The organism is Pseudoalteromonas sp. PA2MD11, assembly GCF_017808125.1.
GTDB lineage: Bacteria > Pseudomonadota > Gammaproteobacteria > Enterobacterales > Alteromonadaceae > Pseudoalteromonas > Pseudoalteromonas simplex.
Genome location: NZ_JADKNF010000014.1, coordinates 1 through 26593 on the forward strand (window position 1 = coordinate 1; position 26593 = coordinate 26593).

The window sequence follows — 26593 nt, forward strand, 5'->3', positions numbered from 1 at the left end:
ATCCGATGACCTGTGATCATCGGATTTTGATCCTATTATGCCAAATGTCAATTGCTTAACTGATCGGCATTGAAGCTGAGTAGCTTGCTTTTTTTATATTTAATTAGGGGTGCTTGAAACTTCTAAAGAATCCGCCTTAAAGTTTTGCTTATCTTTATTGAGTTAAATGTGAGATCGAATACAAACCACGAGTCTCATTCGTTTTTCTTCTGATCTCTTCAAGTGCTTTCTTTTCACTTGCCGCAAATAGTGAGTTAATTAAACGATTAAAGTGGTTGTGCATTGCTTTACGAGCCGCAGATGAATCCTTATTCGCAATTGCCTCGTAAATACTTGTGTGCTCTTGAAGGCGTTGCTCATCACTTTGCGAACAAACATCTTCATAGGCAGCGATTATTTGCGGCTCAGAACGTCTTAATTTCCATAAGTTCTGAATAGACATCACAATGGCATTATTTCGAGTCGATTTAGCAATAATTTCATGAAAACGCTGATCAGCTTCAATTGCCATATCGGGCACTTTCATATCTTCTAAACTTTGCTTTAGCGCAGCAAGTTCTGGTTCTTGAATTGTCGCAGCTGCTAATGCTGCTGCTTCAGCTTCAACCAAAGCACGAGCTTGGGTTAGCTCAAATGCACTGATTGGTTGATCTACAGTCTCTACTTTGCAGTTATCGGTAACAAATACACCAGAGCCAGTTTTAACTTCTACACGGCCACGAACTTCTAACGCGATAATTGCTTCACGTATTGTTGGTCGGCTTACTTGATGAGTGTCGGCTAATTCGCGTTCGGCAGGTAAGCGACTCCCTACAGGGTAGATCCCACGATCTATCTGAGACTCTAATTTATCAACAACGGTCCAAAAACGTCTCCGTCTTTTCATTATATCTCTCCCGATCTTCAAATTAGTCATATCTATAAAAACGATTTTGAGTCTTAGATAACTAATGCGAAGAACGCTTATTAATTGGTAAGTTTTCTGGTAAAACAATAATTATAATTGGTAAATTACATACCTAAGCTAATCTTGTCAATTTGCTTTTATAAATAACTGAAAGTGCTGATAGGTAGTGGACTTTTCAATACACAAACTGATTCTAAATTTTAGTAATTGGCAATAATAAAACCGGAGCAATCAATGCAAAACTATGAAGGGTATCTTTTTGATATGGATGGCACATTGGTTAATTCTGAGCCGCTTAAAGCAAAAGCTTTAGCAATGACATGCTTAGAATTTAACGTAAAAATCAAAGCTGAAATTTATAAAGAAGTAATGGGGCAAAGTTGGCTAGCTGTACTTGAATATATTTTTAGCCACGCAAAAATTAGCAAAGTACCAGAAAGCTTCAACCCGTGCTTTGAAAAAAACTACAAAACGTTATTGAGAGCAGAGCTAAAATTAAATAATGGAGCTAAAAAGCTCTTAAACGATGTTAAGAAAAATGAAAAAAAATGTGCCTTAGTAACCTCAGCGTCGCAGTGGATGGTCGATACTGTTTTATCATTAATAAATTTAGAGGGAGTTTTTGATGTGATAATTACTAATGAACAAGTGACAAATTTAAAGCCTCACCCTGAAGCGTATCAACTCGCATTAAAAAAATTAGCTATAACCAGTAAACAAGCCATTATTTTTGAAGATTCTAGGTCTGGAGTAATTGCAGCACAAGCAAGTGGCTGTGAAGTAATAGGCTTTCTGCACAACTATAATCAAAAGCATAATCTTGCGGAGTTAGTCCCGTGTATTGATAGCTTTAACAGCTATAGTTTGACTAACATGTAGGTAAGTGTCGCCTACGAAGACGACACTGTTCTAAATAAGGTTTAAAACTTATAAGTCAGGGTGAGGCTACCGTTTGTTGGTGCGCCATAATAACCTACAGTTTGTAAGCTATTGATGTACTGCTCATCAGTAATATTATTAACGTTTGCCTGTACTGCAACTTGGTCATTAATATTCCAACGCGCGAAGGCGTTTAGCAGCGCGTAACTACCTTGCTTAACATTGTAATCAGTGCTTTCAATTTTAGATTGCCAACGGCCATTTAAACCAACCACCACTGCATCTGTTAGTGCATAATCCACTGTTACACCGACAACATCACGAGGTGCCCATTTATTGGTGTCGGCACCATTTTCATCTGTAACATCAATATGCGTATAAGATGCGACGATATTCATAGCGTCGGTGATTTTACCTATCACTTCAAATTCATAGCCTTCTGACTCAATAGACACGCCTTCATAGTAATAAATACCATCTTCAGTCAGGCCCGCATATTGCGCAAAGTTATCTTGCTCAGCAGTAAAATAGGCAAATGTTGTCACTAGAGCATCATCAAACCAAGAAGCCTTAACACCGGTTTCAAAGTTAGTGCCTTTGGTAGGTGCTAAGTATTGGCCGTTGTAATCAGCTTGCTCTTGCGGCTGATAAATATCTGAGTAACTAGCATATAAGTTTAAATCATCGTTTAACTTATAGGTAAAGCCGATATATGGGCTTGTTTCGCTCTCGTCATTATCGATAGATGCACCGGCATTCATGCCTGAGCGTTCAAATTCAATAGCGTTAAAACCAACCACGGTAAATAATTTATCAGTAATATTTAACTGAGCAGAGCCAAAGTAACGGGTTAGCTTTTGTTCAATATCCGAATAAAGAACCGGTGTTAACCAATCCGGTTCTGGAATCGCATCTAAATCGTACGGAAACGCAGGCGTTGGTCCATAAGCCGGTGTATTGTCAAAATTAAACGGGTGTTGATACATCACATCATCACTTTTTGCATGGCTTACACCAAAGCTTGCTTGGTGCTCTTTACCAAACAATTCAAAGGCACCAAATGCTTTGATTTCAAATAAATCAGCATCTACTTCACTGTCGTAACGACCCGGCCAACCACTTAGGCCAAGATTGGTGTCTTTATCAATGCTGCCACTGGCATAAAATAGTTTGTCTTGCTCTTCAAAACCACGGAAGTTGTAGCTCGCTTGAAGTTGCCACGCGTATGCAAAGACATAGTTGTATTCAACAAATGCAGAGGTGTTAATGGTGTCCCACATTGTCCATTCTTGGGTGGTTGTGTCGCTTTCGTCCCATTTAGCTTGTGTGCCATCTGTGTAGTTATAAACAAGGTCGCCCCAAGTATTGCCATCGGTGTCTGCATCTTGATATGAATATCCCACAGTAACCGTTGAGTTATCTGTAAGCTGACCATCTACTACCGCAGAGAAAAACGCTCGGTTGTTCTCAAGTCCATCGAGATATGACTCTTTATCTTCAGCGGCAGCCACAAAGCGTGCAGCCCAACTACCTGATTCGGTTAATAATAGTGAATAGTCAGCTTGTAAACGTTTAAAATCCCAAGAGCCAACAGAGACACCGATTTCGCCGCCGTTTTCGTTTTTAGGGCGTTTGCGCACATAGTTAAGCGTACCCGAAGCATTACCTACACCAGTAAGTAAGCCATTAGCACCACGAATAACTTCAATTTTTTCATAGCCGTTCGCTTCCATTGCGCCAGTGACAATACCCCAGTCATTCGGTAAGCCAACACCATCGATTTGTGTATTCTTAATTTCAAAACCACGTGATGTATAGTTAGTACGGTTAGTTTCCCATTCTTCAACATTGATACCAGGTGCTAAGCGTAGAGCATCATTGACGTTAAAAGCAGAGTAATTTTTTAATTGCTCAGCAGAGATCACACTAATTGATTGCGGCGTTTCATCAATTTCGAGTGCTAAACCTGTCGCGCCTTAACTAATACGGTTCTGACGTATGCCAACAATTTCGATTTTTTCGACATTGGCTTCTGTTTCAGTTATTTGCTCTGCATAGCTGATTTGAGGGTAAAGTGTATAAGCGATGGCTGCGGCTACAGGCAACTGGGTGAACTTCATTATGATCTCCAAGGGGTTATGATTTTTATTATTTTAATTGGTATTCAATACGGCATTTTGCTTACGATACGAATTAAAATAATAGTTTTATTTGTAATACAATAACTTTGCAAAATGCATCACAAGTGATAACTATTATCATTATTTATTTGCGGTATTTTTGCGTTTTTTGGGAAGGTGGGTGAGGGCTGCTATTACGCAGCCTTCACTAAAACTTACTGTGCCTTTCCAAGGCATAGTGCAGTTAATAGGCCTGTCAGGAGGAAGCTTGCAATGGCGATGAAAACACCTGCAACTACACCATAAATGAGTGTTAGTAATATTGTTGCAATAATTAGTAAACACGGTGATAAGAGGTTATAGGTTCTTATTGTGCTTCTAAGCAGTAAATTACTACCTAAAAGTAATATTATTGCGGCAATAAGGAGAAGTAAGTTCATACTGTTAACTCCTGTTCTAACTTTTTCGTTTTAGAGATATCTTGAATATTCACTTTACAAAAAGCGCCATATAACACGGTAACGCCGATTACAAAAAAGCTCATATCAACGACACTCACTAACAGGTTAGCTGCGCTAAAAGCGTGACTGGATGAAAGTATTAGATTAAGAGGTAAGATGGCCGAACATGCTACACCAATGACAATAAGCGTGATTTGTAAAAAACGCTGATAGTTCAACGGTAATAGAGCCAATAAAGACCATACTAACCAGCTATAAAAGAATAATGGAGCAAATACCTTGTTATGCAAGGTACTATCGACCAGGTTATTTAATAGTATTTGAGCAGGGAATAAAATAGCACACGCTAATACAAGGCCACCGCAAGTACCAATGATAACTCTGTTCCAGCGCTGATACGCTTGTTTACTGAGTGTGGGGTTATTGCCCCGGCTGCGTTTGGCAAGCCACATCATCATACCTGAGAGCGGTAACAACGCAGTGCTCAGCCCTAGCAATACCCAAACTAATTTAACAAACACGCCTGCAAAATTACCAAAATGAAGCGGAAACAATAACTCTAGTACTTTAATTGATGCCCCTGGTATATCGCCAAAACTGCTCATTGATTTTACAAATTCACCAGAGCCATGGTATTTCAACAATTGTGAAGCCACTTGCTCACCACCAATTAGTCGCATGTAGACTTCTGCATTTGCATCATTATGCGCCATTATAGTGAGATCAATTATCCTTGCTTTTGGGTAGCGTACTTGTGCATCTAGCAAAATAGCATTTATATCTGTGGCTTGAAATTGTTCGCTGATAATGGGTTCTGGAATGGCGGTGAACTTTTCAATCAATTTCTCTTGATCGCCGCCAAAGCTAACAAATGCCGCTGCGGGTAGCAAAATAACGGTAGCAAGCCCTAAAAAAGCACCTGTAAAACCAATGACTGCATGGAATAAGCTGCCCCAAATCCCCATAATTTTATGGCCATCGTTAATAATGACATCAAGCGGTTTTTTGCGCCTAAATGTGAATAGCTCCTTAAAAAGTTGTCGATGTATAAATAAACCAGTCACTGTAGAAACAAGCAACGTTAACCCTAAGAATCCGGTTAAAATTAAGCCTATAGGCCTACCTAAATGTAGGTCTGCATGAAAATGCCCGATAAATGATGGGGCATCTGTTTTTCTGTGTTCGTAAAAGTAACTCGTTGCCCCATAGTATTCATTCACTAATTGATAATTACGCGGATCAAACTGATAAGCATAAGCAGCCTCTTCGCTGTAGTTTTCATCTCCATGGTGTGATTCAAACAATACGGTTAGTAAATGTGTATTGTGCCCCGTTGGTAAATACACATGAATATTTTCGCCAAACTCTTTCGGTACAGTTTTATGGTATGTATTTATTATATCTGTGATTTTTTCGCTTGGAAGTGTACTGAGTTGATGTAGCTCTGGATTTGCCCAAATCTTTAGTTCTGGGCGGCTTAACACTGCTAACGCACCAGTGAAGCAAACAATAAACAGCAAGATGGCAGTCACTATACCGACCCAGCTATGCATTAAGAAAAGTTTTTTCAAGCTGATTGATTTCATGACTGCCCCCCAGTCAATGCTAAGTAGCTCAGACCACCATGACTTATCAAGATAAATAACATCAATGCAAAAGGGTGCCACGCTTTTTCAGCCATATAGGCATAGATAAACAAGGTTGTCCAAATTAAAGGAAACAACATTATTGGAATAAGTATTTGTTCTTCAATCGCAAATGGAAGGTATGTTGTCATTCCTGGGATCATTACAATCGCAGTCAGCAAGGCAAGTAAACAAGCCATAAAATGGCGCCGCTTAGTTGCAGAGAAGGTGTGGTTTTTAGTCATTTTTATGCCCCTCAAAAAGGCGGCCTTAGCCGCCGCATTTTATTAAAAGTTTACTTCGAAACGAATACTCGCGGTTCTTGGTGAGCTTAATGTTTGATTGTTAAAACCAGCTGGTTCAAGTGCAACGTATTGTTCATCAAGTAGATTCTCGATTAGTGCATAAACGCCATAATTATCCCATTGATAACCAACTCGCGTATTTACTAACCAGTAGGCTTCATTTCGTGGATCAATAAAAATGCTGTCACTTGTTTCTTTGGGAATCGACAAGCGTTGTGAGCTTCCTGTATAGCTTGCATTGATATTTGCAACGAAACCTTGTTCGTTAAAGTAATCTAAGCCAACAAGTGCAGTCCACTCTGGTGCCCCAGCGAAAGGACGGCCTTGGTAATCTTCGTCTGAGCCATTGACGTCAGTAACAAACTCATCAATTTTGGTTTTTGAATAACCTAACCCACCATAAAAGTTAAGGTTATTTGTAAGTTCATAACTAATTTCTGTTTCAAAGCCTTGAACGTGTGATTTACCGACATTGCGAGTTTCTCTATCGTATTGATTACCTGATAGATAAACCGCAATTTGTTGGTCGGTCCAATCAAGGTAGAAAATATTGGCGTTGACTACTAACTTTTCATCTAACCAGACTGAGCGAAATGCAAGTTCATAATTCCATGTATACTCAGGATCAAAAGTAAATGGTGTCGCTTTTGCTACATTGGTGCCGACACCGCCTGAGCGATAGCCTTTTTGTACTGTGAAGCTTGTAGAAATATCTTGATTGAAGCGGTATGTTGCCCCTAGCTTTGGTAGCCATGAGTCAAAATCAGCATCCTCTACAGGCTCATCCCCTGATGCGCCATCTGCCATTGCGAAAAGCTGCTGGTTAATACCGGCTACCAATTGGGCAAGCATAGGGTTGGTTGCGAAGTCTTCTGGGTTTGGCAGTACAGCTTGAGTTTGCTCTGTGATATAGATGTCTGCAATTGTACCGTTGGCTTGCTCTTCTTTGTCGTAACGAAGTCCGGCAAATATATCCCAGTTGTCGTTAACTTCATAAGTAAAATCAGCAAACAATGCTTTAGTTTTTACTTTTTGAATGTAATCAGAGTTTTGGCCAATAAAAACAGGATCTGCTTCGGCATAAAATTGCAGTACTTGATCAGCTAATGCTGCAGGTAAACCTAGACCACCGAATTCAGCCGGTGCAGTTAATAATGAACGCACACCTAAATCTGCAAATGTAATGCCTCGCTCACCACCACTACTATCAAAAACATCAAGATCTGAATAATAGAAGCCAATCAAACCAGAAAGTTTAACGCCATCATAAGTAAATCGTAGCTCTTGTGTTTTTGTTTCGTCTTTTCTTACATCTGTTAGAGTCGATTTTGGTGGATTCATACTCGCATCACCATCCCACTCATAACCATAGGCAGCGTCAGAGTAAGTAGTGATAGATGCAAATGACCATTGATCATTAAGATCGTAATCAAGGTTTAAAATGTATAAGTCAGTATCTGTCCATTCATAAGTCGGCGAATCTAAGTATACGTACCTGTCTTTGTAGATATCATTAATAGGGTAGTCTTGATGACCACTTTCAACCATAACCCAGTCGATACCTTTGTCATTTTCGCTGTGCATAAAACTAAACTGTGCTTCAAATTCAGGTAATGCAGAGGGGGTATAACGCAGCTTCGCACGATAAAATTCGTTGTTATCAAAGTCAGATTCTTTGCCTGTTGCAACATTAGTATTGTAGCCATCAAAGTCACGTTTTTCACCGCTAACACGAAATGCTAACTCGTCTTCAATTAAGCTGCCACCAAAAGCAACAGCGGCCTCTTGTGTACCATACTCGCCAACCCCTAAGCGACCTTTAAAATCAAATTCATGCATAGCATCACGAGTTTTCATTACCACTGCGCCTGCTAAAGAATTACGCCCTTGCAAAGTTGATTGCGGACCTCGTAATATCTCGACTTGGCTAATATCCCATGTTGAGAAGCCGCCTTGTTGCATCATTCGATAAGGCACAGGGGCACCATCAATATAGACACTTGCTAGCCCACCAGAGCCGCCGCCAGTGACATTAAATGCATCGATTCCACGAATATTAAACCCAGCACCATCGGTGCCTGATGTATTAGGTGTTCGCGCTAATACATCGTAAAAATCATTTAAGTTTTCACGCTCTACTGTTTGACTCGTTATCACGGCAACACTTGCTGGTGTTTCTTGTAAGGTTCGGTCTATTTTTTGCCCTTTTACAACAATTTTTTCAATGTCAGCGTCATCAGCTAAAGCTGTTTGCGCACATAATGATAGGGTTAAAAAGCTTGCTATGGCTGCAGCTATCTTTGTTTTTCTTACGATAAGCATTCTAGTTCCGTTATTTGTATGGTAATGATAATGGTTTGCATTATACAAATAAGTTTCATTATTAACAATTTTAAATGGCTTGTAAGTTAAATTTAAACTTGTGGATTAAATAAAATGAAAAAGGCGCATTATGCGCCTTTAAATAAAGATAGGTGGAGAGTTTATTTGTCGTTTTGTTGGGTTGACATCGAACTGCCAACCGAAGCGGTAATCACTAATAAAATGGCCAGCCATTGCCATACACTTAAAAATTCAGAGAGGATTATAAAACCAGCCAATGCTGCGATCGCAGGCTCTAAACTCATCATGATGCTAAAGCCTTGGGCGGGCATATTGCGAAGTGCCACCATTTCTAACGTATAGGGTAGTGCGCTAGACATAATAGCCACTAAAATACCAAGTGGTAATACTTCCCAACTCAATAATGCAGCGCCTTGCGAAACGGCGCCGTAAGGCACAAGCACAATCGCGGCGACGCTCATCCCCATGGCTACAGTCATCCCGCCAGAGCCTTGGTTTCCAGTTTTTTTGCCAAACAATATATAAAACGCCCAACATGCACCTGCTGCAAGGGCTAAGATCACGCCCACAGGATCGAGGCTGTCTTCGCCTTTCATGTCAGGTAGCAATAAAATAATGCCAACAATGGCGCAGGCTACCCAAAACAGATCGCGCTTTTTACGAGATGAAAGTAGGGCAACAGCAAGGGGGCCAGTAAACTCCAGAGCAACACCAATGCCTAAAGGGATGCGCTCAATCGCGTAATAGAACAGGATATTCATGCCACCTAAACTCAGTCCATAAACGATGATCGGCATGCGTTGCCCTATCGGTGGAAAAGCTCGCCAAGGCTTAAAAACCAGGCACAAAATAGCAGCTGAAAAACCTAATCGAAGTGCTGTGGTACCTTCAGGGCCTATTAAAGGGAATAATTGCTTTGCAACAGAGGCACCAGATTGAATGGTAACCATTGCAAGAAGCACGCAAATAACAGCAATAAAAAACGGTGGAATGGTGCGCTGCATCACTGTCCTTATGAAAGTTAATAGTTCAAGTTTGCGGCGATTCTACTGATGTTTTGAGGGAGAAGAAATGTTTTTCGTTAAACGGACACAGATTTTCGATAAAGCAAAATTATGGGTATCAAATTGCTTTGATACCAATAAAAAGAGTGCTTAACTTTGTCCTGCTTGTTCAAAGGTCGGCATGATGGTTTGCGTGGCCTGTTTTATGGCGATTTAACCAACACTGAAGAGCGCGTTGCAGGTGATTACACCATTACGCGTTTATCGATGAGCTACGATACCGAACAGTGGCTGATCAGTGCTTTCATCAACAACGCCTTAGATGAAGAGGCGTATACTTCAAAAGAGCCTACTAGTGGCCGTTACCCACAAGGCTACGTTGCAGTTGTAAACCCACAAACAATCGGTGCATCTGTTACTTACCGGTTTTAAATAAACTAATCGCTAGTCGCTGAGCAGAACCAGCGACTAGCTCAATTTAAAGCGGTTAATCTGCCCGTTTAAGTTATTTGCTAAGTTAGCCAGTTTGCTTGAAGAATCTGAAATACTTTGTGTTTGTTGCTGCGACTGACGACTTGTATCTTGGACTTCGTTTAAACGCTGGGCTATTTCTTCGGTCACTTGAGATTGCTGCTCAGATGCAGAAGCTATGGTCATATTGGCATCAGAAATCGCTTTTGCTTGAAGGCTAATTTCATCAAGCATATGGCCTACTTTTTCTGAATTGAGCACCGCCTCTTTAATTTGCGCATCGCTTGAACGGATCCTTTGCGTTACTGCATTGGTTGCAGATTGTAATGAGTCAATTTTATCTTGGATCTCAAGGGTTGAGCTCTGTGTGCGGCTAGCCAATGTTCTTACTTCATCAGCAACCACTGCAAATCCTCTGCCTTGTTCACCCGCTCTTGCGGCTTCGATTGCAGCATTCAGTGCTAGTAAATTAGTTTGTTCGGCAATGTTACTTATTACACTTAAAATAGCAGTGACTTCATTTACTGAGGCTTCCAGCTGATTAAGATCTGTTAGCGATTTGGTTAAGGTGTCGGCCACTGACTCAACAGAGCTTACCCCTTGTTGGACAACCTGTAGGCCTTCTTTGGTTTTTTGATTAGCAGCGGTGGCACTGCTTGCCGCTTCTGCACAGTTTTGAGAAACCTCTTTTACGGCCGTTGAGTTTTCATAGACTGAGCTTGAAATTACCTCAATAGCTTGGCTTTGAATATCATTGAGTGTTTTAGCTTGCTGTGATATTTCATCTAAACTTTTCGCCGCCACTTGTGCTTGCTCTGATTGATTATGTATTTCTTTTAGAAGCTGGGAGAGCTTATCAACCATAATGTTGAAGCTGACCGCAAGTTGGCCTATTTCATCATCAGCTTTATGGTCAATATAGCGAGAGAGATCTCCTTCAGAGATACGCTTGGCCTCATTAATTAAAGCATGAGTTGCTTTAATTACTTTTTTCTCTAATTGCCAATAACACACAATCAAGGTAGCAATGATGGTTAGAACTAAAGCGGTGCTAACTAGGCTTAAAGTTACCACACGGTCATGATTATTTTTTACCTCTGCTGCACTTTTTTCCTCAATTGAATTTAAAAAGGCCTGTACAGGCTGCTGAATTTTCTCAACTTCGGCCATGTAAGCATCGTTGGTTACAAGCGTAATAGCTTGCACCCATCTTTTATGCTCGCTGACGGTTAAGTTGTTAGTATCTCGACCAAGTAAATCACTGACTAAGCTAAATGCTTTTTCTTCTGTTTCGACTAGTTTGAGTGATAAGTCGTTGGATTTTTGTAATAAAGCCAAATCATCGGTAGCGACATTAAAGGCTTTTAAGCGCTGCACATAGTTTTTTTTCTGACCATTGAGCCAAGCTGCTTTTCCTTGAATTTGGTCAACAAGATGATGGTATTCAACTTCATAGCGAGGATCTAAGGTTACGACATGTTGACGAGCAAGCTCAGTAAGGCGAATCGAATTTGAAGATGAAAACTGAGCAAGATGGCTTAGCTCATAACGCTGTTGAGCCGACTCCATACTCTCATCTTGGCCTGATTGTAAAAATAAAATAATGAGGAGTAGGCATGCTGCAAGGGCAATGGTTGCTGCGAAAACGGTTCTGAGTAAAAAGCGTATAGTCAAAGTGTTACCCTTCATATTGAAAGTAAGTACTATTAACCATAGTACAAAATTTTTGTTTCAATAAAAATTACGGGTAAGTTATTTAGAGGTGGTCATTTAAGCTTATATTGAAAATGAAAAGGGCAGAGTCAACCACCCTTGAGTAATGCATTTATTGGTCTGCTGGATACACAACGCCAAGCTGATTTCGTGCTTCATCAAGTACAGCCATAACTTGTTTTGACAGTGTATGAGTATTAACAGATGACTCAATTTGTCCTGCATTCGCAGCTTGAATAAAGTGGCTGACCTCATGGCGCATAAAGTGATCATCAAATGGCTCAGACAGTTCTTCAACCGTGCCATCGTTACCAATAAATTGCATGCGCTTTAATAATGACACCGCTTCAATACGTATTCGGCCTTTCTCACCTTGAATTTCAGTAAAATTATCGCCTTGCGAGATTTTCGAATAGCTGATCACCGCTTGCTTATCAGCGTAATTCAAAAGCACATCGCCAGCGCCATCAACACCAGTTTCAAGTAACACACCACTGGCTTTTACACTCTGAGGCGCGCCCCATAATGCGAGTAAAATATACAGCGGATAAATACCTAAATCGACTAATGCACCGTTAGCAAATTCTGGCAAGAAGGTATTTGGGCGTTCGCCGTTTTTATATTTATCGTAACGCGATGAGTACTGACTATATTGGCCAATATATTTGCGTGGCGTGCCAATCTTTGCCATGGCATTTTTTAAGCGTGCAAAGTTTGGTAAATGCGTGGTCATCATTGCTTCCATATATAAGCGTTGATGGGTTTTGGCCGCCTGAACGATGGCTTCAAGCTCTTTGCTATTAGCAGCCGAAGGCTTTTCACCTAAAACATGTTTACCGGCTTTTAAACACATTACAGCATAGTCTTTGTGTAAGCTATTTGGTGCAGCAATGTAGACGGCATCGACTAATGAGTCTTGGCATACTTGTTCGATGTTGGTAAATACTTTTGCGTTTTTAATGTCATGTTTTGCAAGGAAAGACTCACCGGTTTGCTGCTCTCGAGAGCATACGCCGTATAAGGAGAATTGTTCAATTTGTTTGGCTGCACTCAGTAGTGTATCGCTTATAAAATTGGTACCTACAATCACAAAGTTCATGGTTACTCCTCGCTGTTTTGTACAAGCCATGCTTGCCAATTCTGTTCAAATTTTTCCATTTGTTTATGTTTTTTGCTTAACAAATGTTTGTCTTCATCTTCTTGGGCCATATAAGGGCCAACGCGGCATAATGCACAGTATTTTTCACCTAAATAAGCAGGAAAACTAAGCTTAGGGGTAATTTCATTGTTAGTTTTTTCGCTAAATACATAGGTAATGCCGCTAGTATCTTTAACGTGTTTATCGCGATCAACATTGCGAATTCTATAGCCCGAAAACACGCTAATATCGAATGGCATTTGGCCAAGGTATTGGCAATTAAGCCCTTGATTTAAGCTGCCCTCAATATTCCATTCGCGGTAAGGTTTTACATCTTTAGAGGTGATGTAACATAACATCGGGCCGTTTTTATCTAATGCAAACTGGCTAGCGTAGTCTAGGTAGCGATGCAACAAAGCACGGTTTAATACATTCATACCACCTTGTTGGGTGTGTGCTTTAAATGCGGCCTCACCTTTAAATGCAGGTATCAGTGGAAATTGAAAAATAACCACATCGAAACAAGCGCCATCTAAGCGCTGCCATGAGTCTGGCCTTGTTACATCAAACTCAGTGAGTGTTTCAATATTAAGTTGTTGCAAGGCGCTAAGTGCATTGTCGGCATATTTTTGTTCTATGGTGTTTGCATCATCATAAGTTGAAGCAACAAGCTTGGCTGGTTTTATATAACAAGCAACAGAGTGTGAAAATGATAAATCACCATCGCCTACCGTTAATATGCGCCAACTAGGGTCTAAATACATGGGGTTATTTGCCTTGTTCTGGCGCTATTTCAACTGAAATTTTAGGGCAAAGGGCTAAGCGAGTTTTAAGGCCTTCTATGGCTATTTGCTTAAAAATTAGATTGAAACTAATTAAAACAGCAATAACGATATGAATAGGGCCATGGGTAAAGCCTGCATCTGTATCAAAAAGCATTAAGCCGAATAATAAAAACATGGTTGCTAAAAATATTTCAATCAACTGATTTGAATATAGCTTTAAATTGCCTTGGTTTTTATGATCTTTTTTGATGTGAATCGCACAAAAAAAGGGGATCACTTTTACTTTAAAGTGAGCGTTTTTTTCTACGTAATTTTCACCTAGGTGATCTAGTTTAGCGCGCAGTTGATCTATCATAGCAAGTCCTTAAAAAACTGAGCCGCGGATGTTACCGCAAACGCAAGAAAAGGGCTACTCAGGATAGATACTCATGCCAATTACAAATATGTGGCATACAAACACAACCGAGGTTAAAACGAATCGCATTTTTTGATAATCAACGTGATAGGTTTGCCACTGCGGTGTGCTTTTCTCAAACAACAGCACGAGCCAAAAGCTCGCAGCAAGCCAAGCCAGTATCCAGCTTGACGGTAAAAAGCTTAAAAAACCAATCGGTAAGATAGGAATAATTGCTTTAATGGCATCAGCATGCGTTTGCTGGCCTGCATGCCATAAATTACCAGTCATAAACGCCAAAATAGCGATGCTATAAAAAGTGAAAAAGTCTAAGTTAACAGCATTACTACCTGCTATAAGTGGCCAGCCTACACAGCCTAAAAAAGGCAGTAAACCTAAGTAACCGAGTTGAATGTGATTAATAAACTTTTCCATAATGACCTTTAAACCGCTTAAATCTTTTAACTATTTTATACCAGTTATGCGGCTAAAACGATCGCTTTATTGCTGACGCAACTCTCTACGTAGAATTTTGCCAACTGTCGATTTAGGTAGTTGTTCCATAAAAATGATTGATTTAGGCACCTTATAAGCACTTAAGTTTTCGCGGCAATAGTCTGTTACTTGTTGCTCATCAATCTGCTCTTTTAAGGTGATGTAAGCACACACACGCTCACCGGTTTTTTCATCTTTAGCACCAATCACGGCGGCTTCACAGATAGCAGGATGCTGACACAGTACGTTTTCAACTTCGTTAGGGTACACGTTAAAACCAGAGACAATAATCATGTCTTTTAAACGGTCTACAATTTTGTAATTACCACTTGGTAGCTTCAGACCCACATCACCGGTTTTGAAAAAACCACGTTTCATGCATTTATCGGTTTCATCTTGGCGTTGCCAGTAGCCCATCATTACTTGCGGGCCTTTAACAACTATCTCGCCAGACTCACCGTCTGCAACGGGCTCATCGTTTTCATCCCAAATTTCCACGGTGGTGTTTGATAGTGGGCGACCAATGCTGCCTATTTCTTCATTTTGAAAATCGTTTAACGTCGCAACAGGTGAGGTTTCTGATAAACCATAGCCTTCTGTGATTGTGCAACCTGTGGTGTTCATCCATGCATCAGCCGCTGCATGTGTTAGGGCTGCACCGCCTGATAGAGTCATTTTCAAGTTTGAAAAATTTAGCGTCTTGAACCTTGGGTGCATACACAGACCAATAAACAAGGTGTTAATCCCTGAAAAGTAATTAATATCAAAAGGTTCGATTTGTTTAACTAAGGCATCTAAATCACGAGGGTTTGGAATAAGTACATTAAATTGCCCCATGGCAAATAAGCTAACCATGTTCACCGTAAAGGCGTATATATGATAAAGCGGAAGCGGGCAAATACCGGTTTCTTGACCAGGCGTTAAAATGTTGTCAAAGCGCTCAATCATTTGCTCGGCATTAGCTAAGATGTTGCCATGACTAAGCATCGCTGCTTTGGCAACTCCTGTGGTACCGCCGGTGTATTGTAAAACAGCAATATCGTCACGACTTGCTTGATGATCGTCAAGAGGGGCAAGTCTTTCACCTTGGCGAATGAGTTCGTTTAACGAAAATTGATTCTCTAGTAATGCTGGCTCAGCTAAAGCGGCTGCAACAATAACGGTTTTAATGGATGTATCATTAATAATTGTTGCTAATTTTTCGCTAAGGGCATCAAGAATAACAATGGCTTTTACATCTGCATCATTAAACTGGTGTAGCATTTCACGGGCAGTATAAAGCGGGTTGGTATTGACTACGATTAATCCTGCACGAAATGCTGCATAAGTTACGATAGGGTAATCAACAATATTAGGTAGTTGAATAGCAATTCTGTCTCCTGCAACAAGACCACTTTGCTGTTGAAACCACTGGGCTAAATAGCGAGATTGTTGTTCTACTTGAGAAAAAGTGAATGTTCTTCCAACACTTGTGTAGGCAGGAAAGTCAGCATAAGTCTTACAACTATGCTCAATTAATTGCGTGAGGTTATCATGTGTATTCATGGTTATTCCTTAGCTTGTTTGACTAATGAATATATACAATTTATTAACATTAAACTTAGCTTTAAACGACTTATTTTTGACTTTTTACGCCATTAATGGGAATGAAGCTTCCGGTAATCTCTAGGTGGAATACCATACCAACGTTTAAAAGATCTAGTAAATTCGCTGTAATTAGAAAAGCTCAAGATATCTGATATGTTTGATAAAGTGAGGCTAGATTCAATTAAATATTGATGTGCCAAATGACAGCGTACATCATCGACTAATTCACGAAACGTTGTGCCATGCTTTGTTAAGTGGCGCTGTAAGCTACGGGTACTCATCGATAACTTTTCGGCTACAAGGTTTACCCCAAACTCCTCGTGTAGTAAGTACTGCTTGATCATCACTTCAACATGATCTGAGATATTTTCACGTTTGGTGTTTTGAATCAGCCCAAGCTGTTGGCTGAGTATAGAAAACAACTGCTTATCTGAGTTCTTAATAGCGAGTTTAAGGTATTTTTTTTCAAACACGACTGCTGTGTGTGCACAATTAAACACAGGAACTTGACCTAATGCTTGGCGATAAACACTCGGATTTTCATTACAACTATGGGGAAGTTCCAAACGGTGCAGTTTTATTTGATCATCGGTTAGTTTCTTTAATAAATTAACCCCAACACTCAGGGCTAGATCAGCGCCATGATAGACACTCACTTTTAAGCTACTACGAACTAAAAATGATAGTTTTACATAGTTTTGGTCTACTTCAAGGAGTAAATCAGCGCTACTTTGATGAATGTGATAATACTTAGTTAAATTTTTAAGTGCCAATTCAAGGGTGTCGCAATTACCCACCAAATAACCAACAGAGCCCAAAATGTTCAAGCTTTGCTAACGCCCTAATTCTAACCCAAAATAGGGCAGGTTTAGTTCTTTCGCCGTGGTCTCTAACAGTTGAATGAGTTGCTGATACTGCACAAAGCTATTGGCATCTTGTAGTTGTTTTCTGTCTAAACCAACGTGTGATAAAAGTATATCAGGGTTCACCAATTTGCTTTCGATCAGCTCAATATAGCCATGTAGAGCAGATACTCTAATTAGATCAGGTGCTTGTGTTAATCGGGGCATAGTATGCTCTTTTTTGTACTCTGGCGTAAAAAGTAAAAAAAATTGCGTGCAAAGTAAAGTAATACAGGTCATTAAAGTTTAACAATGTATTAACGTCAACAATACGCTGATTTACTAACACGCATTAAAGAGGGCACACATGGCATTACCAGATATTATTAATCATCAAGACTTTTTACTCACTATTCATACCAATGATGAAAAGCTAATTAAAAACGCTTTACCAGGCGTGCACATTTATCCACTCATGCTGGATTCTGAGAATGGGGTATGGGTTTTACGCGTTTTATTTGAACCGGGTACAGTTTTGCCAAAGCACTTTCACACTGGTGTTGTGCATTTATATACCATGGCGGGCAGCTGGCACTACACTGAGTACCCTGACGATTTACAAGTAGCGGGTAGCTATTTATTTGAGCCAGGCGGTTCGATTCATCAATTTCAAGTCCCAGCAGACAACACTGAAGTGACCGATACCTTTATGATAGTAATGGGAGCTAATATTAACTTTGACCCAGATGGCAACTATATGAACATTATGGATGCAGGTTGGATTGAACAAGTGATGTTAGCAGCTGCAAAAGAGCAAGGAATTGAGCCTAACTACATAAAACCAAAGAGTTTATACGGTTTTAGTAAGTAATTTTATTCCCTGAAGTGAAGGCCCTTGATTGCGTAAGTGATTGAGGGCTTTTTAGTTTTTGCTATTTCCAACTTTTCAATCCAAAAAACAAATCAATTTAATCTAAACAATCAATTTTATTTTAATCGCTCAGGCCTCTATTGTATTAATCAAGCAGACGCAAGGCTGCGTTAATTAAACTTTTTAAATACATCAATGAGGAATATTATGAGCACTTCATTAATTAACACAAAACTACAACCATTCAATGCAACAGCTTACCACAACGGTGACTTTGTAGAACTAACAGAAAAAGACGTGCTAGGTAAGTGGTCAATCTTCTTCTTCTACCCAGCTGACTTTACTTTCGTATGTCCTACAGAACTTGGTGATGTTGCTGATTACTACGAGCAGCTTCAAGAAATGGGTGTTGAAGTTTACTCAGTATCAACTGACACGCACTTCACTCACAAAGCATGGCACGATACGTCTGACACAATTGGTAAAATTAAATTCCCAATGATTGGTGACCCTACAGGTCGTATTACACGTAACTTCGGTGTGATGATTGAAGACGAAGGTCTTGCTCTTCGCGGTACATTCGTAATGAACCCAGAAGGCGAAATCAAAGTAATCGAAACTCACGACTTAGGTATCGGCCGTAGCGCGAAAGAGTTAGTACGTAAAGTACAAGCTGCACAGTACATTGCTAACCACGACGGTGAAGTATGTCCTGCATCATGGCAGCCAGGTGAAGAGACACTTGCTCCTTCACTAGACCTAGTTGGCAAAATCTAATTTGCCACTGCATTAAACGATAGCAAAGCTTTGCTTTGCTATCGTTTAATGCAACCCTAATTGCCCATCACAACTCATATTAAGCACATTAGCGGGTGGTGGGCAGTTATATTTAAAATTTTTCTAGATTATTTATTCTGAACTCAAGGGCTAAGCCATGTTAGATACGAATATCAAAAACCAATTAACAAGTCACTTTGCTTCTATTACCAGCCCTGTTGAGCTGCTTATCGCCTTGGATGACAGCAATAAATCAACAGAACTTAAAAACTTAGCGAACGATTTAGCATCGTTAAGCGACAAATTCTCGGTGCGAGATAACCCTAACCAAGATGTACGTCGTCCGTCTATGGTGGTGTCTTCACCTATTAACAATACGCAAATCACATTTGCGGGTGTGCCTATGGGCCACGAATTCACAAGCTTGATCCTTGCACTTCTTCACACTGGTGGTCATCCAAGCAAGGCATCAGAGACTGAAATTGAACAAATTAAATCATTGCCTGGGCCACTCAACTTTGAAGTATATATTTCATTAAGTTGTCAAACATGTCCGCAAGTAGTGCAAGCACTTAACTTGATGGCGGCACACAATGAAAATATTACGGCTACGATGATTGATGGCGCCTTGTTCCAAGACGAAGTGAACGAGCGTAATGTGTTAGCAGTACCGGCTGTGTACTTAAATGGAGAGTTATTCAGCCAAGGCGCTGTTAACCTGACCGACATTCTAAATAAAGTAGATACCAAAGCGGCTGCACGCCAAGCCGAAGCACTGAACGATAAAGAGTTATTCGATGTACTTGTTGTTGGTGGTGGTCCGGCAGGGGCTTCTGCGGCAATTTATTCGGCGCGTAAAGGCTTAAATACCGGTGTTGTGGCAGAGCGTTTTGGTGGTCAGGTTTCAGACACGTTAGCAATTGAAAACTTTATTTCAGTTAAGGCGACCGAAGGTCCTAAATTAGTTGCTCAACTTGAAGAACACGTAAAAGAATACGACGTAGATGTGATGCAAAACCAACGTGCGGCATCGCTTACTAAACAAGGTAATTACCAAATCACGCTAGAAAATGGCGCGGTGTTAAATGCTAAGTCAGTGGTATTAGCAACTGGTGCACGCTGGCGTGAAATGAATGTACCCGGTGAAAAAGAGTATCGTGGTCATGGCGTTGCTTACTGCCCTCACTGCGATGGCCCGTTATTTAAAAGTAAAGCGGTTGCGGTTATCGGTGGTGGTAACTCAGGTATTGAAGCGGCAATCGACCTTGCAAACATTGTTGAGCATGTCACTGTGCTCGAATTTGCTGATACCTTACGTGCTGACGAAGTACTTATTCGCAAAGCAAATAGCTTAAACAACATTACGATTATCAAAAACGCGCAAACAACAGAAGTTGTTGGTGATGGTAAACGAGTAACAGGCTTAAGCTATATTGACCGCATCTCTGGCGATGAAAAATCACTTGAGCTTGCAGGTATCTTTGTGCAAATCGGCTTGGTGCCAAACACTGAATGGTTAAAAGATTCAGAACTAGCACTGACTCGCTTTGGCGAAATCGAAATAGACAGCAAAGGTGCAACATCATTACCGGGTGTTTACGCGGCAGGTGATGCAACAACAACGCCGTTTAAGCAAATCATTATTGCCATGGGCAGTGGTGCAACGGCAAGTTTAGGTGCATTTGATTACTTAATTCGCCACAGCGATGAGATTCAAAACACCGAAGATGCAGCTTAATTAGCGACTCTTGATTAGGCAGCTCACACCCATAGCTGCCGCTTTAAAGCCGCCCTCTCCAAAGGCGGCTTTGTTTTTATTCATCGAGCTACTGATACTGTGCTGCAGTTATAAATTCCTCAAAACTTTCACACCAAATAATCACAGTATTGTAATCGCTGACATCAATACCTTGTGGCACAACTAATTTAAAGCCGTTGAACGAACGTACCCCTGCAACACGCTGCATGGTGCCTTTTTGTGCTAAAAAATCGGCTTCGTTATCAATAAAGTTTCGCGACAGATAAAGTTGATAGTCAGGCCCTGGTGATAACGTGCCTTGCATAGAAATAGCATCATTCGTTAGATACACCATACCATCACCATAATGAAGGCGATCTGAGCCTTTAAGATTAGGTTTAAACTCTGCACTAAACAGAGCTCTCGTTTGATGTTGTTCAAGAGTCTTGATTTCAGGGGCTGGTTGCTCAGTTAAAATTGGCAAACTGTATATCCCAGCCATAAAGCCCGCAGCAAAAATAGCCAATGCTATGATGAAAATTAGTAATGCTTTTAACATCTGACTCCCTACAGTTTGGCTTGACGTTGGTTTGAGAAAAATTTTGCAATATCACACAGTAATTAGCCATTCATCATACTTTGAAAACATGGACCTGCTGCTGTAACCGTGACGCTAATGAAGCTAATTCTTGACTTGCTTGAGCGTTTTGCTGCGAGCTTTCGCTAACCAATGAAATACTACTGCTAAATTCATTAATATTACAGCTTAATTCGTTGGCAACAGTCGTTTGCTCATCTGTTGCCGCTGAAACTTCGTTGTTCATATCGGCAATAAGTGCCATTTCTTGAGTGATTTCAGTCAGTAATTGTGATGAGCGTTCTGCGTATTCAACACTTTGTTTAGCACTTTCGTCGGCATTGCCCATGGCGGTCACTGCTTGCTGCGCCATTGCTTGTAGTTTACTGATCATTTCGTTAATACTCGCTGTGGCTTTTTGCGTGTTGTGCGCAAGTTGCCTTACTTCATCAGCCACCACAGCGAAACCGCGACCCGACTCACCTGCGCGTGCTGCTTCAATGGCCGCATTTAACGCAAGTAAATTGGTTTGTTCAGCAACCCCTTGAATCATCATTACCACTTGGTTGATATCTGTTGATTGTGTATTTAACTCATTGATAAGTTGAGTATTGGTATTAACTATATGCGACAAGTGGTTAATTGCATCGATATTTTCTTGTACAGACTGTTGGCCAAGCTTCGCTGTCTTATCTGTGTGGGTGGCTTTTTCTGAAGTCGCAAGCGCATTAGCTGCAACTTGTTCAATAGCACTGCTCATTTGCGTAATAGCAGTAGCAATCATTGCCGATTGTTGTTCCTGTTCAGTGGCAGTGCTGGCAACTTGGTCGCTAATTGAGTTCATTTGCTCAGCGGCAGATGAGAGAGTAAGTGTTGCGCTGGTTACATCATTTACAAGAGCATGAATGCGCTCCATCATAGCGTTAAAGTGGTTTGCTGCCTGAGCTATCTCATCATTACCATGGGTTTTTGCGCGCAGACGTAAATCAGCGTTTTCAGAGATTGATCCTATTGTTTCGCTCAGCGATAACAGAGGGTTGTGAATAGAACGATAAATAACAAAGGCGATAAACAACAAGATAATAATTAAAATAGTTATCGAAGCTGTCATTGCGATAGTGACTTGGGAAAAGTCTTTATCTGCTGCATTTTTAAATTTGTTGGCTTCATTGATCTGTAAATTAATCAGACCTTGATAACTTTCACTGAGAGGGTCAAACACGTCGTAAAGTTCTTTTACAAACACCTCATTAGGGATCGCTTTTAGCTGGTTACTGTTAACTTGGTTTAAAAACCTGCTAAGTTCACTTTCGACTACAGAGAGATTCTTTTCAACAATATTAACTAAGCGTTGTTCTTCGGAAGTGAGTTTTGTTGCTAAATAGCTTTTCCATTTATTGTCAGCAACATTCTTTGCGTTTTCAACTGCGGCTAGAAAGTCAGCTTTGGAGATTTGATCAGCGCGGTATTTATGAAATAAATCAACAATGTTAACAGCGTAATTGTCCGATACTGTTTTTATTTGCTCTAACGGGAGTACTCTGTCTCTATACAAACTATCAATTCCTTTGACCATACTAGACATCATCGACATCGTGAAAATAGATGTGATCACAAAAACAGCAACTGGTAACAAAGCTAAGACAGCTAATCTCGTACGAACAGTGTAGTTATTTAACATGAGCGAGCAAACTTTTGTAGGGACTTATTATTAAAACTAATAGAGAAATCGTTTTAAGCAAGTTTTTGCAATTGTTTGATGGGTTTTTCTTTTGATAGACCTCATTTAGTTAGTAAAGTCACCATATGCAGCCTTTATATTGTAGGCAACAAAGCCAGCTTTCACGTTGGCTTTGTTTTGTTCCTATTTTTACATTAATGGCCGCGATTAGGCATTTGCCTTGGTATCTGTCTTTGTGTATTGCGGCGCATTTGTTGACGCTGCATACCTTGCTGACGTGCTCTGTTCGCGCGATTTAATTGCTGCATACGATTTTGCTGCCTGTTTTGCATATGCTGACGCTGCTGTAATGCTTGTTTCACTTTACTTTTATCTATGCTTTGCAATTTATTTTGCACTTGCTGGCGGTCAATGTTTTGTGCCCGATCTTTGATTTGTTGCTGTTTATCAGAAGGTAATGTTTGCCATTTTCCCTCAACACGTTGTTGCCATTTATCGGCATCATGCTTGAGCACGTTTCCATTTTTATCCGCAAACACGTTGTTTGCCTTATCGCGTTGGCTGATGGCGGTTTTTAAATCGCGTTTCACTTGCTGCTTTGAAGCTAGACGAGATTTACTTTGATCGCGTTTATAAATGTTATGTCTTGGCTGTTTATTAAAATGACCTGGTTTATGGCCGACATTAATTTTGTTACCAATATTGATGTTGCCATTATTAATAATAACAGGGCCGCGGTAACCACCGCCATACCAGCCATTACAGCAATGATAAGGTCGGTAATTTGTTGGCCAGCCGACATGCCAATTCATACCTAGATTCAAAAAGCCATTGCTCCAGCTCAAGCCAAACGACCAACCTGTCCAGTTGTTATAGCCAATATTAAAACCCCAAGTCGGTGGGCGAGGGTAGTAGTAGCCACCGCCCCAGTATGGCGGGTAATACCAACCCGTTCCATACACTGGCACGCCATAATAAGGGTATGACCATATGTAACCTGGGTAATAACCAACATACACCACCTCAGGAGTTGACTCGTAAATATCGACATAAGAGACGTTGTATACGGGTGAGCTTGGAGGAATTTTTGCTATGTCGTCTTTTGGAATGCTATCAGCAACAAGCCAAGGCCCTTGTGCGGAGTTTGCCTTAAACCACACCGCATTATCGACTGCATAATATTTGCCTTTAATTTGCAGCACTTGTGCATCGGTATTAATAGCGTAAGAAACTTGCGTACCTGGGATGCGCTCAAATTTAGGTTTGCCATCATAATACACAGTTAAACTGGTATCTTTACGGCTGATAGCCGCTGTTTGCGGCACTTTTGCATCTAATACTGCTTCGTCAGCTTCTTCAGTTCCTGCAACCGAAACTCTGAGGCCAGCTAAATCTGATTCCGGTGGAATATTGGCAAAGCTTTCGGGTAGTTCGTCGCCGCGTACAAATGTCCACGGGCCTGTTTGTTGTTTTGCGCGATACCAACGCCCAGATAACAAGACATACATGTTATTCGTTTGCATTTCACGTAGCCAAGGGGTTTCAGTGTTAAACACATACATGAGCTCGCCACCGGTTAAGCTTTTCCATTTAGCTGCGCCATCAGTTGCAATAAGTTCGGTGGGTTTAGTGGCTACAACAATGGCTGGTGGCGCACTAAGACCTGAGCTTTCAGTATCTTTAGGGAGCATTTTTACAAGTTCGGTAGGTGGCGTTTGAGTGAATTCATAAGGCCCTTTGGCTTGTTTTGCCTGATACCAAAATTGCCCATCGGTGAGATAACAAAGTTTACTTTTGCTATCTTTAATCACTGTCATGGCGGTGTTTAAAGCACGCTCATATTGGCTATTTTCTATTTTACTAAACTTAGGTTCACCATCAAAACTCAGCAGTACCGACAATTGCTCTTTGAAAATGATCGTTGGAGGGTCGGTCTTTAATTGCGTTAAACTCTGCTCTGCTGCTTCTGTACTTTCAAGGCTGGCGGTGAGTTGCGAAAGCGAGGTTTCGAATTGGCTGGCTTTTATTGCTTCATTAACGACAGCAGTAAATTTTTGTTCTCCAGCATCTTTTGACTCAGGCCAGCGTACATCGGTGACTGTCATATTGCGAACGATGACGGTATCGTTTTCGCGATCAGTATCTAATTTAGCTCTAAACCAAAATACGCCAAACACTGCGTTATTACCTGAAACCGAAAATGACATTGCTGCACGGGCTGTTAAAGTATTACCGTTTAGTTTCTCGGGTTGTGGCTGGTAAACAATGAGTGTGCCTTGGTTTGTTTTTACTTGTTGAGGCCACTCAATAGCTTTGCTAAAAAATGAACATAAACATAAAGAAGAGAGTATTAATACCCTCAAGGCAGTGATAAAAGGTAGGAAGAGTTTCATGGTCAATCCTTGGCTAACGTAACTCTTTAAAGTATAGCCAATGGCATCGAAAACGCTTGAAAACAGCGCCTATTTTTAAAGCGTTAGCTTAGGCGACTTGAGTTAAAAATTGCGAGCCCGCATTTAAGCCCATTTCATAGCCTGCACTGAGTTTTTCAAATGATTTCGTTGTTCGACCAACAGCAAAGTCGGGTGGTGGTGCAATAATATTAATTTTACAATCGCTTGGTGGGTTGGCAATAAAATCAATACTTTGATTGTAATTTTCTGCACGTCTTAAGGTGGCTTCTGCTAATGCCGGGGTGTTCTTATAAAGACGTTTAACAAACCACGGCGCTTTTGAAGGCTTTTTCTTATAGCCAAGAGGCTGAGATAAAATCACGGTAATTTCTTTATTGCCCATTTCGTATGCTTTACGAATTGGAATCGAATCTGCCACGCCGCCATCAGTGAGTTGTAAATTATCGATAACGGGGAATTCTCGATAAGCAATGGGTAGTGCGCATGAGGCTTTTAATTGCTCTTCAAGAAGTGTTGTACTTGCTTTTAAATACTCAGCCTGACCAGTTTTTATATTGGTTGTGACAATATAAAACTCACTGGCTTGTTTTTCGAAAGTGTCGAGATCAAGGCGAATATCACGCATGGTTTCTTGCCACAGCCAGTCTAAATCAAATAGGTGGCCACCTTTAATAAAACGAACAAAGTCGATGAACTCAGGTCTGCAAGAGTAATCGGTGATCACCGCATGGTTACGTTTGTATTGCGCACACAAATAAGCGGCAATGTTAGTGGCTCCGGCAGAAACACCATAGCATTGAGTAAAAGGTTGGTAATTAGCTTGAATAAAAGAATCCAGTACGCCAGTGGCAAAAATACCACGCATTGCGCCACCTTCTACAACGAGAGCCCTGTTATTGTTCATTTTCGCAACCTTGCTTGTAACCGTGAATGCTTCTAACCATAGCAAACACGGTTACAAAACGAAATAGAGTTTTGACTCTAAATGAAGTTTGACGCTAGCTGAGTTATACTGCCTCTACCCAAAGTACACCAACTTGTTTATCGGTGACTTTTACTGTGCTACCAGCAGCAATAGGAGAATGACTTTTTAATTGCCATGTAATACCCGAATACTGATGAGTGGTTAATCCTTTATCATTAACATCGGCATTAACGACAAAGGTAAGCTCAGCAAAATCGCTATGTATCGGCTTAGTATCGGTTTTATCTTGCATGCGTTTGAGTGGTTTCCAAAGCACGAGAGCAAAACCAAGAGTAAACACAATATTGCTCCAAAGCGCGGTGGTGTAACTCGTATCAAGTAGGCCTATATTCATTAGTAAGCCACTGGCAAATAAAGATAAGCCTAAAAACAGTAATACATAGGTACTCATACCCAGTACAGCAACTTCAACAATTAGCGCGATAACACCTATAATCATCAGTGCTTCGGCTAAATGGGTATCTAAAAATGCCATCAGCTC

Annotated in this window: 22 protein-coding genes and 2 pseudogenes; 5 read left to right on the top strand and 19 right to left on the bottom strand. The window is 40.6% G+C overall.

The window, feature by feature from the left end; translation table 11 throughout:
• Positions 1 to 154: 154 nt before the first annotated feature.
• Positions 155 to 886, bottom strand: coding sequence for a FadR/GntR family transcriptional regulator (locus ISP07_RS14845; protein ID WP_054553975.1), 732 nt, complete (start codon positions 884 to 886; stop codon positions 155 to 157).
• Between the two features lie 255 nt (positions 887 to 1141).
• On the opposite strand from ISP07_RS14845, the gene ISP07_RS14850 reads away from it, so the two are divergent.
• Positions 1142 to 1786, top strand: a complete 645-nt coding sequence (locus ISP07_RS14850) for an HAD family hydrolase (protein WP_209328054.1) — start codon at positions 1142 to 1144, stop codon at positions 1784 to 1786.
• A gap of 41 nt (positions 1787 to 1827) precedes the next feature.
• Here ISP07_RS14850 and ISP07_RS14855 read toward each other — a convergent pair.
• From ISP07_RS14855 to ISP07_RS14875, 5 genes and pseudogenes are all read right to left on the bottom strand, one after another.
• A pseudogene (locus tag ISP07_RS14855) lies at positions 1828 to 3906 on the bottom strand (TonB-dependent siderophore receptor).
• A 436-nt stretch (positions 3907 to 4342) separates the two neighbouring features.
• A complete protein-coding gene (locus ISP07_RS14860) occupies positions 4343 to 5953 on the bottom strand; it encodes a PepSY-associated TM helix domain-containing protein (protein ID WP_209328055.1) in 1611 nt (536 codons plus the stop codon).
• Positions 5950 to 6237 (bottom strand): hypothetical protein, encoded by a 288-nt coding sequence (locus ISP07_RS14865; RefSeq protein ID WP_228290635.1) that lies wholly within the window; start codon positions 6235 to 6237, stop codon positions 5950 to 5952. Before ISP07_RS14865 ends, ISP07_RS14860 begins: the two co-directional genes overlap by 4 nt.
• A gap of 42 nt (positions 6238 to 6279) precedes the next feature.
• The gene (locus ISP07_RS14870) at positions 6280 to 8619 is read right to left on the bottom strand and encodes a TonB-dependent receptor (RefSeq protein ID WP_209328056.1); all 2340 of its coding nucleotides are present in this window, start codon (positions 8617 to 8619) and stop codon (positions 6280 to 6282) included.
• Positions 8620 to 8780: 161 nt separating this feature from the next.
• Positions 8781 to 9644, bottom strand: a complete 864-nt coding sequence (locus ISP07_RS14875; protein WP_166340735.1) for an EamA family transporter — start codon at positions 9642 to 9644, stop codon at positions 8781 to 8783.
• 189 nt (positions 9645 to 9833) lie between these two features.
• On the opposite strand from ISP07_RS14875, the gene ISP07_RS14880 reads away from it, so the two are divergent.
• Positions 9834 to 10076: a hypothetical protein gene (locus tag ISP07_RS14880; RefSeq protein ID WP_228290636.1), complete on the top strand. Its 243-nt coding sequence runs from the start codon at positions 9834 to 9836 to the stop codon at positions 10074 to 10076.
• Positions 10077 to 10112: 36 nt separating this feature from the next.
• Here ISP07_RS14880 and ISP07_RS14885 read toward each other — a convergent pair whose 3' ends face one another.
• From ISP07_RS14885 to ISP07_RS20755, 8 genes and pseudogenes are all read right to left on the bottom strand, one after another.
• Positions 10113 to 11789, bottom strand: a complete 1677-nt coding sequence (locus ISP07_RS14885) for a methyl-accepting chemotaxis protein (protein ID WP_209328057.1) — start codon at positions 11787 to 11789, stop codon at positions 10113 to 10115.
• 151 nt (positions 11790 to 11940) lie between these two features.
• A complete protein-coding gene (locus ISP07_RS14890) occupies positions 11941 to 12927 on the bottom strand; it encodes a Gfo/Idh/MocA family protein (protein ID WP_209328058.1) in 987 nt (328 codons plus the stop codon).
• Between the two features lie 2 nt (positions 12928 to 12929).
• On the bottom strand, positions 12930 to 13730 hold the full coding sequence (locus ISP07_RS14895; RefSeq protein WP_209328059.1) for a class I SAM-dependent methyltransferase: 801 nt from the start codon (positions 13728 to 13730) through the stop codon (positions 12930 to 12932).
• A 4-nt stretch (positions 13731 to 13734) separates the two neighbouring features.
• Positions 13735 to 14106: a hypothetical protein gene (locus ISP07_RS14900; RefSeq protein WP_209328060.1), complete on the bottom strand. Its 372-nt coding sequence runs from the start codon at positions 14104 to 14106 to the stop codon at positions 13735 to 13737.
• Positions 14107 to 14160: 54 nt separating this feature from the next.
• A complete protein-coding gene (locus ISP07_RS14905) occupies positions 14161 to 14580 on the bottom strand; it encodes a DUF3429 domain-containing protein (RefSeq protein WP_209328061.1) in 420 nt (139 codons plus the stop codon).
• Between the two features lie 66 nt (positions 14581 to 14646).
• The gene (locus tag ISP07_RS14910; protein WP_209328062.1) at positions 14647 to 16185 is read right to left on the bottom strand and encodes a long-chain-fatty-acid--CoA ligase; all 1539 of its coding nucleotides are present in this window, start codon (positions 16183 to 16185) and stop codon (positions 14647 to 14649) included.
• Positions 16186 to 16277: 92 nt separating this feature from the next.
• Positions 16278 to 16571, bottom strand: a complete 294-nt coding sequence (locus tag ISP07_RS20750; RefSeq protein ID WP_324616133.1) for a helix-turn-helix domain-containing protein — start codon at positions 16569 to 16571, stop codon at positions 16278 to 16280.
• 114 nt (positions 16572 to 16685) lie between these two features.
• Positions 16686 to 17369 (bottom strand): annotated as a pseudogene (locus tag ISP07_RS20755) (AraC family transcriptional regulator ligand-binding domain-containing protein); the annotation flags it as partial.
• Between the two features lie 67 nt (positions 17370 to 17436).
• Here ISP07_RS20755 and ISP07_RS14925 point away from each other — a divergent pair.
• From ISP07_RS14925 to ahpF, 3 genes are all read left to right on the top strand, one after another.
• Positions 17437 to 17940 carry a 2,4'-dihydroxyacetophenone dioxygenase family protein gene (locus ISP07_RS14925; protein ID WP_054553959.1) on the top strand — a complete coding sequence of 168 codons (504 nt, stop codon included), beginning with the start codon at positions 17437 to 17439 and terminating at the stop codon, positions 17938 to 17940.
• A gap of 207 nt (positions 17941 to 18147) precedes the next feature.
• Positions 18148 to 18717 carry an alkyl hydroperoxide reductase subunit C gene (gene ahpC, locus ISP07_RS14930; RefSeq protein WP_054553958.1) on the top strand — a complete coding sequence of 190 codons (570 nt, stop codon included), beginning with the start codon at positions 18148 to 18150 and terminating at the stop codon, positions 18715 to 18717.
• Positions 18718 to 18874: 157 nt separating this feature from the next.
• Positions 18875 to 20455 (top strand): alkyl hydroperoxide reductase subunit F, encoded by a 1581-nt coding sequence (gene ahpF / locus ISP07_RS14935; protein WP_209328065.1) that lies wholly within the window; start codon positions 18875 to 18877, stop codon positions 20453 to 20455.
• Positions 20456 to 20543: 88 nt separating this feature from the next.
• Here ahpF and ISP07_RS14940 read toward each other — a convergent pair whose 3' ends face one another.
• The 5 genes from ISP07_RS14940 to ISP07_RS14960 all read right to left on the bottom strand — a co-directional run bounded on the left by ISP07_RS14940 (position 20544) and on the right by ISP07_RS14960 (position 26587).
• Positions 20544 to 21014, bottom strand: a complete 471-nt coding sequence (locus ISP07_RS14940; RefSeq protein WP_209328066.1) for a DM13 domain-containing protein — start codon at positions 21012 to 21014, stop codon at positions 20544 to 20546.
• A 73-nt stretch (positions 21015 to 21087) separates the two neighbouring features.
• A complete protein-coding gene (locus tag ISP07_RS14945) occupies positions 21088 to 22713 on the bottom strand; it encodes a methyl-accepting chemotaxis protein (RefSeq protein ID WP_209328067.1) in 1626 nt (541 codons plus the stop codon).
• A gap of 194 nt (positions 22714 to 22907) precedes the next feature.
• Positions 22908 to 25106 carry a carbohydrate-binding family V/XII gene (locus tag ISP07_RS14950; RefSeq protein ID WP_209328068.1) on the bottom strand — a complete coding sequence of 733 codons (2199 nt, stop codon included), beginning with the start codon at positions 25104 to 25106 and terminating at the stop codon, positions 22908 to 22910.
• An 88-nt stretch (positions 25107 to 25194) separates the two neighbouring features.
• Positions 25195 to 26031 (bottom strand): patatin-like phospholipase family protein, encoded by an 837-nt coding sequence (locus ISP07_RS14955; RefSeq protein WP_209328069.1) that lies wholly within the window; start codon positions 26029 to 26031, stop codon positions 25195 to 25197.
• Between the two features lie 103 nt (positions 26032 to 26134).
• Positions 26135 to 26587 (bottom strand): NfeD family protein, encoded by a 453-nt coding sequence (locus ISP07_RS14960; RefSeq protein WP_209328070.1) that lies wholly within the window; start codon positions 26585 to 26587, stop codon positions 26135 to 26137.
• Between the last annotated feature and the right edge of the window lie 6 nt (positions 26588 to 26593).

Excerpts from the sequence above, each read along its gene's own strand:
- ahpC (WP_054553958.1), top strand. The coding sequence starts at position 18,148 with ATGAGCACTTCATTAATTAACACAAAACTACAACCATTCAATGCAACA.
- ISP07_RS14895 (WP_209328059.1), bottom strand. The coding sequence starts at position 13,730 with ATGTATTTAGACCCTAGTTGGCGCATATTAACGGTAGGCGATGGTGAT.
- ISP07_RS20750 (WP_324616133.1), bottom strand. The coding sequence starts at position 16,571 with ATGATCAAGCAGTACTTACTACACGAGGAGTTTGGGGTAAACCTTGTA.
- ISP07_RS14875 (WP_166340735.1), bottom strand. The coding sequence starts at position 9,644 with ATGCAGCGCACCATTCCACCGTTTTTTATTGCTGTTATTTGCGTGCTT.
- ISP07_RS14865 (WP_228290635.1), bottom strand. The coding sequence starts at position 6,237 with ATGACTAAAAACCACACCTTCTCTGCAACTAAGCGGCGCCATTTTATG.
- ISP07_RS14905 (WP_209328061.1), bottom strand. The coding sequence starts at position 14,580 with ATGGAAAAGTTTATTAATCACATTCAACTCGGTTACTTAGGTTTACTG.
- ISP07_RS14845 (WP_054553975.1), bottom strand. The coding sequence starts at position 886 with ATGAAAAGACGGAGACGTTTTTGGACCGTTGTTGATAAATTAGAGTCT.
- ISP07_RS14860 (WP_209328055.1), bottom strand. The coding sequence starts at position 5,953 with ATGAAATCAATCAGCTTGAAAAAACTTTTCTTAATGCATAGCTGGGTC.
- ISP07_RS14960 (WP_209328070.1), bottom strand. The coding sequence starts at position 26,587 with ATGGCATTTTTAGATACCCATTTAGCCGAAGCACTGATGATTATAGGT.
- ISP07_RS14940 (WP_209328066.1), bottom strand. The coding sequence starts at position 21,014 with ATGTTAAAAGCATTACTAATTTTCATCATAGCATTGGCTATTTTTGCT.
- ISP07_RS14950 (WP_209328068.1), bottom strand. The coding sequence starts at position 25,106 with ATGAAACTCTTCCTACCTTTTATCACTGCCTTGAGGGTATTAATACTC.
- ISP07_RS14850 (WP_209328054.1), top strand. The coding sequence starts at position 1,142 with ATGCAAAACTATGAAGGGTATCTTTTTGATATGGATGGCACATTGGTT.
- ISP07_RS14910 (WP_209328062.1), bottom strand. The coding sequence starts at position 16,185 with ATGAATACACATGATAACCTCACGCAATTAATTGAGCATAGTTGTAAG.
- ISP07_RS14955 (WP_209328069.1), bottom strand. The coding sequence starts at position 26,031 with ATGAACAATAACAGGGCTCTCGTTGTAGAAGGTGGCGCAATGCGTGGT.
- ISP07_RS14890 (WP_209328058.1), bottom strand. The coding sequence starts at position 12,927 with ATGAACTTTGTGATTGTAGGTACCAATTTTATAAGCGATACACTACTG.
- ISP07_RS14945 (WP_209328067.1), bottom strand. The coding sequence starts at position 22,713 with ATGTTAAATAACTACACTGTTCGTACGAGATTAGCTGTCTTAGCTTTG.
- ISP07_RS14925 (WP_054553959.1), top strand. The coding sequence starts at position 17,437 with ATGGCATTACCAGATATTATTAATCATCAAGACTTTTTACTCACTATT.
- ISP07_RS14900 (WP_209328060.1), bottom strand. The coding sequence starts at position 14,106 with ATGATAGATCAACTGCGCGCTAAACTAGATCACCTAGGTGAAAATTAC.
- ISP07_RS14870 (WP_209328056.1), bottom strand. The coding sequence starts at position 8,619 with ATGCTTATCGTAAGAAAAACAAAGATAGCTGCAGCCATAGCAAGCTTT.
- ahpF (WP_209328065.1), top strand. The coding sequence starts at position 18,875 with ATGTTAGATACGAATATCAAAAACCAATTAACAAGTCACTTTGCTTCT.